Below are 8,333 nucleotides of genomic sequence, written 5' to 3' on the forward strand. Positions count from 1 at the left end.
AACCGAGCCGAACTCCCCCATCGTCCTCGACCTCGGCCGCGACGACACCCGCCTCGTCGCCCGCCTGGCCGGCGACACCCACCTGCTGCTGGAGATCGGCCAGCCCGAGCTGGACCTGGTGCTGCGCTTCCGCGGCCACGCGCTGATGCAGGCGCTGGAAGCCCTGGCGCTGTCCGGCGTGATCGACCTCACCCCGGGCATCCGCTCGCTGCAGGTGCACTACCAGCCCGAGACCCTGCCGCTGGAGCGGCTGCTGGAAACCGTCGCCGGGCTGTGGGATGAAGTCTGCGCGGCGCGCGACCTCAAGGTGCCCTCGCGGATCGTCCACCTGCCGCTGTCCTGGGACGACCCGGCGTGCCAGCTGGCCATCGAGAAATACATGACCACGGTGCGCAAGGACGCGCCCTGGTGCCCGAGCAACCTGGAGTTCATCCGCCGCATCAACGAACTGCCGGACCTGGAGGCGGTGTACCGCACGGTGTTCGAGGCCAGCTACCTGGTGATGGGCCTGGGCGACGTCTACCTCGGCGCGCCGGTGGCCACCCCGCTGGACCCGCGCCACCGCCTGGTGACCACCAAGTACAACCCGGCGCGCACCTGGACCGCCGAGAACTCGGTGGGCATCGGCGGCGCCTACCTCTGCGTGTATGGCATGGAAGGCCCCGGCGGCTACCAGTTCGTCGGCCGCACCCTGCAGATGTGGAACCGCTACCGCGAGGTCGAGGCCTTCGCCGGCAAGCCCTGGCTGCTGCGCTTCTTCGACCAGATCCGCTTCTATCCGGTGAGCGCCGACGAACTGCAGCGCATCCGCCGCGACTTCCCGCTGGGCCGCTACCCGCTGCGCATCGAGGAAAGCGAGTTGCGCCTGGCCGACTACCAGGCCTTCCTGGCCCGCGAGGCGGACAGCATCGAGGCCTTCCGCGCCCACCAGCGCGCCGCCTTCGACGCCGAACGGCAGCGCTGGATCGCCTCCGGCCAGGCGCACTTCGAAAGCGAGGAAGTCGCCCCCGAGCTGGGCGAGGACGCGCCCCTGGGCGCCGGCCAGCACGCCATCGAAAGCCACGTCGCCGGCAACCTCTGGCAGGTGCAGGTGAGCGAGGGCGCCAGCGTCAAGGCCGGCGACACCTTGGTGATCCTCGAGTCGATGAAGATGGAAATCCCCCTGACCGCCCCGCGCGACGGCGTGGTCCGCGAGGTCCGCGTGCAGCCCGGCTCGCCGGTGCGGGCGGGGCAGCGGGTGGTGGTGCTGGAGGAAGCCTGAGCCCTGAAGAGCCCCTCTCCCCAGCCCTCTCCCGCAAGCGGGAGAGGGGGCAGTCCGGCGCGAGAGGAAACGCCCGAGTCATCCTGAAAACTCATCGTTGAACATCGCGCCGGGCCACTCTTCCCCCTCTCCCTTCAGGGAGAGGGCCGGGGAGAGGGTTGCCGGCCAAGAACTGGAAGCCAGACCATGAGCCACACCTTCGACCTCCGCCTCGCCACCCTCCGCGCCGTCTACCGCGAAGGGCGCGCCACGCCGCGCCAGCTGATCGCGCAACTGCGCGACCAGGCCGCCGCGCTGAACCCGGACTACCACCTGTTCATCCACCTGCTCAGCCCGGCGGAGCTGGAGCCCTACCTCGCCGCCCTGGACGGCCGCTCGCCCGACGAGCTGCCGCTGTACGGCATCCCCTTCGCCATCAAGGACAACATCGACCTGGCCGGCATCCCCACCACCGCCGCCTGCCCGGCCTTCGCCTACACCCCGGACGCGTCGGCGACCCTGGTGCAACGGCTGGTCGAGCTGGGCGCCGTGCCCCTGGGCAAGACCAACCTCGACCAGTTCGCCACCGGCCTCAACGGCACCCGCTCGCCCTACGGCGAATGCCGCAACAGCGTGCTGGCGGACTACCCCTCCGGCGGCTCCAGCGCCGGCTCCTCGCTGGCCGTGGCGCTGGGCGTGGCCAGCTTCGCCCTGGGCACCGACACCGCCGGCTCCGGCCGCGTGCCGGCGGGGCTGAACAACCTGGTCGGGCTCAAGCCGAGCAAGGGCCTGCTGTCCAACCACGGGCTGGTGCCGGCCTGCCGCACCCTTGACTGCATCACCTTCTTCAGCGCCACGGCGGCCGAGGCCAGCGAGCTGCTCGCCCTGAGCGCCCGCCACGACCCGCTGGACGCCTACAGCCGCGCCAACCCGGCGTGGAACGACGCCAGCGCCTTCGGTGCGCCACGGCCCTTCCGCTTCGGCGTGCCGCGCCAGCAGGCCCTGGAATTCTTCGGCTGCGCGGAAGGCCCGGCGCTGTTCGCCCAGGCCGTCGAGCGACTGCGCGGCATCGGCGGCACGCCGGTGGAGATCGACTTCGCGCCCTTCCTCGAGGCCGCCCGCCTGCTCTATGAGGGCCCCTGGGTGGCGGAGCGCTACAGCGTCGCCGGGGAGCTGATCGAACGTGAGCCGCAGGCCGTGCTGCCGGTGATCCGCGCCGTGCTGGAAAAGGCCCCGGCGGCCGGCGCCGTGGAACTGTTCCGCGCGCAGTACCGCCTGCAGGAACTCAAGGCGCGCTGCGACGCCATCATGGCCGAACTGGACTGCGTGCTGACCCCGACCATCGGCCGCCCGGTGACCCTCGCCGAGCTGCACGCCGAACCGGTGCTGCGCAACGCCGAGCTGGGCTACTACACCAACTTCATGAACCTGCTGGACTACGCCGCCCTCGCCCTGCCCAGCGCCTTCATGGCCAACGGCCTGCCCTGGGGCCTGACCCTGTTCGGCCGGGCGTTCACCGACCAGTACCTGCTCGGCCTGGGCGACGCCCTGCAGCGCGCCAGCGCCCTGCCGCTGGTCGGCGGCAACCCGCTGGCCGGCCCCGCGCCCAAGGCGGCGGCGCGCAACGACCGCGCGCGCCTGGTGGTCTGCGGCGCGCACCTGGACGGCCTGGCGCTCAACTGGCAACTGCGCCAGCGCGGCGCGCGCCTGCTGCGCGCCACCCAGAGCGCGCCGGCCTACAAGCTCTACGCGCTGGCCGGCGGCCCGCCGCTGCGCCCCGGCATGCTGCGGGTGGCCGAAGGCGGCGTGGCCATCGAGGTGGAAGTCTGGGAACTGCCCAGCGCCGAGCTGGGCTCCTTCCTCACCGGCATCCCGGCGCCGCTGGGCCTGGGCAAGGTGGAACTGGCCGACGGCAGCTGGGAAACCGGCTTCATCTGCGACCCCTGGGGCCTGGCCGGCGCCGAAGACATCAGCGCCTTCGGCGGCTGGCGCGCCTGGCTCGCGAGCCGCGGCTGAGCGTCACAGTGGAGCGCCGCTGCGGGAGTCGCTAGAGTGGAAGAGTGAACGGTCCTACGAGGTGCTCCATGCCCACGCTCAGCCATCACGACGCCCAGCAGCGGGTCGACGACATCCACGCCTTCAGCCGTGAGTTGCGGCGCCTGGGCGAGGAAGGCGCGTTGAGCCTGGACGCGGCCCAGCGCGAACGCCTGCAGGCGCACCACCTGCGCCTGCTGGACGAATACCGCGAGCGCTTCGACATCGACCGCGACAGCCAGGACAGCCGGCTGTCGCTGGGCATGCGCATCGCCTCGTTCCTTGGCGCGCTGGCGCTGGCGGCCAGCCTGTTCTTCCTGTTCTACCAGTTCTGGGGCCTGTTCGGCGAAGCCGTGCAGGTGGCCATCCTCATCGGCGCCTCGGTGCTCACCCTGCTCGCCACCCTCTGGCTGCAACGCCGCGATGCTTCCGGCTACTTCGCCAAGCTCGCGGCCATGCTGGCCTTCGCCGCGCTGGTGCTGAACATCAGCATGCTCGGGCAGATCTTCAACATCACCCCGTCCGAACGCGCCCTGCTGCCCTGGGCCGCCTACGCCCTGCTGCTGGCCTACCTGTGCGACGCGCGCCTGCTGCTGGGCGCCGGGCTGCTCTGCCTGATGGGCTACATCGCGGCGCGCTGCGGCACCTGGACCGGCATCTACTGGCTGGACGTCGGCGAGCGCCCGGAGAACTTCTTCCCCGCCGCCGCGCTGGTGTTCCTGGTGCCGCTGGTGTTCGCCCAGCGCCGCTTCGATGGCTTCGCCGCGCTGTACCGGGTGTTCGGCCTGCTGGCGCTGTTCGTGCCGATGCTGGTGCTGGCCAACTGGGGCGGCGGCAGCTACCTGCCCTTCGCCCCGCACCACATCGAGGGGCTCTACCAGCTGCTGGGCTTCGTCTGCGCCGCCGCGGCGATCTGGCTGGGCGCGCGCCAGGAATGGCCGGAAGTGGTCAACACCGGGCTGGCGTTCTTCGTCATCTTCCTCTTCACCAAGTTCTACGACTGGTGGTGGGAGGTGCTGCCCAAGTACCTGTTCTTCCTCGCCCTGGGCATGGCGGCGGTGCTGATCCTGCTGTTCCTGCGCTACCTGCGCAACGCCCATGGCCTGCTGGGAGGACGCCTGTGATGACCTTCAACCGTACCCACGGCCTGCTCGCCGGGCTCGGCCTGATCCTCCTGACCAACGCCGCCGCCCTCGGCGCCGCCGCCTGGAACCGCAGCGGCGAAGCCGACAGCCGGCTGACCCTGAGCGAACGCGAACTGCAGCGCAACAGCGACTGGCACCGCGAGAACAGCGGGGTCAGCCTGCGCCTGCTGTGGCGCATCCCCGGCGACGCGCCGAACGCCGCCTGGACCCCGCGCGTGCCGCCAGACACCATGCGCGCCCTGGGCTTCCGCGTGCCGGAGAAGATCGACCGCGACAGCGCCCTGGCCTTCGACCGCCAGCAGGCCCGCGACGCCCTGCTGGTGCTGGAACTCGACGGCCCGCTGTACCAGCGCGAACTGGGCCTGGCCCGCGAGCGCCTGGAGCAGGCCGAACGGCGCCTGGCCGGCAGCCCCGGCGACGTGCACCTGAAGAGCGAGCGCGACTTCCAGCGCGACGCCCTGGACAACGAGGAGCAGCGCGCCAGCCGGCTGTTCCTCGCCGACGCCGGCACCGACCTGCAGGCCCTGCGCCAGCGCTACCCGGACCGCCAGCACTACGCCATCGTGCACGGCCAGGTGCGCCCGCTGTCGCTGTACCGCAACCGCGCCTGGGTCCTCGGCGGCAGCGCCAGCACCGAAGGCGTGCGCGCGCTCAACGTGCCGCAGCGCTGGCACGACGAACTCGAGGGCCTGGCCCCGCGCGCCGAACAGCGCGCGGCCCAGGAGCAGGCCCAGCCGTTCAGCGCCGAGGTCGCCTTCGGCCAGCGCCTGGAGCCGTGGATCGAGCAGATCCAGGCGCGCTGAACCACCACCCGTCCGCCGGCCACACCGCGGAGTGCCTTGTAGAAAAGCCTCCCGGCATGAAATCGGCAGCGCTCCATGATCGCCCAGGCATCCGAATCCCCTTGCGCCGCACCGCCGCCCGCTGCACCCTGTGCGCCCAGTGAAGCACCGACCCGCGCCATGACCGACACGCCCGACCCCACCCGCTGCCCGCTCTGCGGCCAGCGCAATAGCTGCGCCCAGGAAGACCCAAGCGCGGACGGCGCGGCCTGCTGGTGCTTCGAGACGGCCATCGACCCCGCCGCCCTGGCCCGCGTGCCGCCCGCGCAGCTCGACCGCGCCTGCCTCTGCCCGCGCTGCGCGCGGAACCTGCCGCCAGCCGACGAAAACGTCTGATGCGCCTGGACCGTATCCTCTCCAACCTGCCCCGCTTCAGCCGCCAGGACGCGCGCCTGCTGCTCGCCGCCGGGCGCCTGAAAGTCGACGGCGCGGTAATCCGCGACGGCCGCCACGAGGTGAGCGAATTCAGCCGCGTGGAGCTGGACGCCGAGGTGCTGCAGGCCGGCCGCCCGGCGCGCTACTTCATGCTGCACAAGCCCGCCGGCTGCGTCAGCGCCACCCGCGACCCGGAACATCGCACCGTACTCGACCTGTTCGACGAGCCGGACAAGCACGAGCTGCACATCGGCGGGCGGCTGGACTTCAACACCACCGGGTTGCTGCTGCTCACCAACGACGGCCAGTGGTCGCGGCGCATGACCCTGCCCGGGCGCAAGCTGCCCAAGGTTTACTACGTGGAGACCGAGCAGCCGATCGAGGCGCACTACATCGAGGTCTTCGCCCAAGGCCTGTACTTCCGCTACGAGGACCTGACCACCCTCCCCGCGCAGCTGGAAATCCTCGCCCCGCGCGCGGCGCGCCTGACCCTGCACGAAGGCCGCTACCACCAGGTGAAGCGCATGTTCGGGCACTTCCAGAACAAGGTCACCCGCCTGCACCGCGAAAGCATGGGCCAACTGGTCCTCGACCCGCGCCTGGCGCCGGGCGAATACCGCGCGCTGAGCGCTACGGAAGTTTCCTGCCTCGACTGAAGCGCACCGCTTAACGGCGGAGTTTGCAGGGCACGTCGGGCGCCGACTAAGCTGCGAGGACGCCCGCGCATCGAAGGAATACGATGAAGATCCTGTCTTTCGCCCTGCTGCTGTTCAGCCTGGTCGCCCTTCCCGTCGCGGCCACCACCAGCCACGCCTCGCCGCTCAGCGACCTGCAGGCGGCGCTGAAGAAGCTCAAGCCCGGGCAGTTCCTCTGGTACCCGGAAATTTCCCCGTTGGGCCCGGTCACCGTGGTCGTCAGCCTCACCGAACAGCGCGCCTACGTGTACCGCAACGGCATCGCCATCGGCGTGGCCACGGTAAGCACCGGCAAGCGCGGCAAGGAAACCCCCACCGGGGTCTTCACCATCCTGCAGAAGAAGGTCGAATACCACTCCGACCTCTACGACAGCGCGCCCATGCCCTACATGCAGCGCCTGACCTGGGACGGCATCGCCCTGCACGCCGGCAACCTGCCCGGCTACCCGGCGTCCCACGGCTGCATCCGCCTGCCCATGGCCTTCGCCAAGAAGCTCTACGAGGTCACCGGCTTCAGCAATACTACGGTGATCATCTCCGACGCCAAGAGCTCGCCGGTGGAGGTCTACCACCCCGGCCTGCTCGCCCCGCAGGTGACCGAGGGCAAGGCCAGCGGCCCGGCCAGCCCGGCGGTGGAGCCCTACTGGAGCGACCCGGGCGCCGGTGCCGGGCCGATTTCCGTGCTGATCAGCCGCGCCGACCGCCGCGCCTACGTCTACCGTGGCGGCACCCAGATCGGCAGCGCCCCGGTGGCCCTCGACAACCCCGGCGCGCGCACCGGCGTGGCAGCCTTCTCGCTGCTCGAACGGCCCACCCCGGAGCAGCTCGCCAGCGACATGCCGAACCTGCGCTGGAGCGCGGTGCAGGTGAGCGACCCGCAGGCCGGCCTGACCCCGTCCCAACAGCTCGGCCAGTTCAGCATGGACCCGCACTTCCTCCGCGAACTGCTCGCCGCCATGGACGTCGGCAGCACCCTGGTCATCACCGACCTGCCCTCCAGCCGCGACACCCGCAGCAACCCGGACTTCACGGTCATCACCACCAATGACCGACAGGCGGTACCGGCATCGATCAAAAAATAAGCGAGAATCCCCTCAATTTCGCGCACTTGCATGCGCAATCAAAAAGAGACCTTAGGAAGTAACAGGGGGGAACGGCGCCATGCCGTCCATATCCAACGTCTGGGGGAGACTCCGGCCGCTGCTCGCCGTGGGCGCGCTCTACGCGCTCGGCAGCAGCTTCGCCCAAGCGGCGCTGCCCACTGCCGATGAGCTACACCGCCTGGCCCCGGCCAGCAACCTGCAGGCCCTGCGCCTGGCGCTGAGCGCCTACCAGTGCGCCAATGCGGCGCAGATCGGCGGCCGCGACGAACTGCTGACCGTCATCGACTACTCCAAGCCCTCACGCGACAAGCGCCTCTGGGTGTTCGACCTGAAGCAGCGCAAGCTGCTCTTCGAGGAGTGGGTCGCCCACGGCAAGAACAGTGGCGACGACATGGCCACCTCGTTCTCCAACCGCCCCAACAGCTACCAGTCCTCCATCGGCCTGTACCAGACCGGGCAGACCTACAGTGGCAAGCACGGCCGCTCGCTGCGCCTGCTGGGCCTGGAGCCGGGCTACAACGACAACAGCGAAGAGCGCGCCATCGTCATGCACGCGGCCGCCTACGCCGACCCCAAGGTGGTCCCCGGCCTCGGCCGCCTGGGCCGCAGCCAGGGCTGCCCGGCGGTGCGCCCGCAAGTGGCGCAGAAGCTGATCGACACCCTGCAGAAAGGCAGCTACGTGTTCGCCTACTACCCGCAGCGCGACTGGCTGAGCAACTCGCAGTTCCTCGCCGGCGCCAGCTGCTCGGTGGCCAAGGCGCAGAAACTCGGCCGCGGCGCGACCCTGGCCAAGCGCTGAGCCAGCCAGGCCAGTTATGCCTGTGCTGCGGTTTTCTTTGTAGGAGCGAGCTTGCTCGCGAACGGAGCATCCCGGTAGCGACAGTGTTTCGGATTGAATC

General features: G+C 70.5%; 8 protein-coding genes. All 8 read left to right on the forward strand.

Annotated features, from left to right (window positions below; genetic code table 11):
• On the forward strand, window positions 1-1,261 hold a 1,261-nt coding region (locus P3W75_RS00775; RefSeq protein WP_276225459.1), incomplete at its 5' end, for a carboxyltransferase domain-containing protein.
• A 186-nt stretch (window positions 1,262-1,447) separates the two neighbouring features.
• A complete protein-coding gene (gene atzF, locus P3W75_RS00780; protein WP_276225460.1) occupies window positions 1,448-3,256 on the forward strand; it encodes an allophanate hydrolase in 1,809 nt (602 codons plus the stop codon).
• Window positions 3,257-3,324: 68 nt separating this feature from the next.
• Window positions 3,325-4,398 (forward strand): DUF2157 domain-containing protein, encoded by a 1,074-nt coding sequence (locus P3W75_RS00785; protein WP_276225461.1) that lies wholly within the window; start codon window positions 3,325-3,327, stop codon window positions 4,396-4,398.
• Window positions 4,398-5,222 carry a DUF4824 family protein gene (locus tag P3W75_RS00790; protein ID WP_276225462.1) on the forward strand — a complete coding sequence of 275 codons (825 nt, stop codon included), beginning with the start codon at window positions 4,398-4,400 and terminating at the stop codon, window positions 5,220-5,222. The genes P3W75_RS00785 and P3W75_RS00790 overlap by 1 nt, the downstream gene beginning before the upstream one ends.
• A gap of 159 nt (window positions 5,223-5,381) precedes the next feature.
• On the forward strand, window positions 5,382-5,597 hold the full coding sequence (locus P3W75_RS00795; protein WP_276225463.1) for a cysteine-rich CWC family protein: 216 nt from the start codon (window positions 5,382-5,384) through the stop codon (window positions 5,595-5,597).
• The gene (locus P3W75_RS00800; RefSeq protein ID WP_276225464.1) at window positions 5,597-6,292 is read left to right on the forward strand and encodes a pseudouridine synthase; all 696 of its coding nucleotides are present in this window, start codon (window positions 5,597-5,599) and stop codon (window positions 6,290-6,292) included. Before P3W75_RS00795 ends, P3W75_RS00800 begins: the two co-directional genes overlap by 1 nt.
• A gap of 83 nt (window positions 6,293-6,375) precedes the next feature.
• The gene (locus P3W75_RS00805) at window positions 6,376-7,413 is read left to right on the forward strand and encodes a L,D-transpeptidase (RefSeq protein ID WP_276225465.1); all 1,038 of its coding nucleotides are present in this window, start codon (window positions 6,376-6,378) and stop codon (window positions 7,411-7,413) included.
• Window positions 7,414-7,492: 79 nt separating this feature from the next.
• Window positions 7,493-8,233 carry a murein L,D-transpeptidase catalytic domain family protein gene (locus P3W75_RS00810; protein ID WP_276225466.1) on the forward strand — a complete coding sequence of 247 codons (741 nt, stop codon included), beginning with the start codon at window positions 7,493-7,495 and terminating at the stop codon, window positions 8,231-8,233.
• Window positions 8,234-8,333: the final 100 nt, after the last annotated feature.

It is taken from the genome of Pseudomonas citronellolis, from assembly GCF_029335315.1.
Classification (GTDB): Bacteria; Pseudomonadota; Gammaproteobacteria; order Pseudomonadales; family Pseudomonadaceae; genus Pseudomonas; species Pseudomonas citronellolis_A.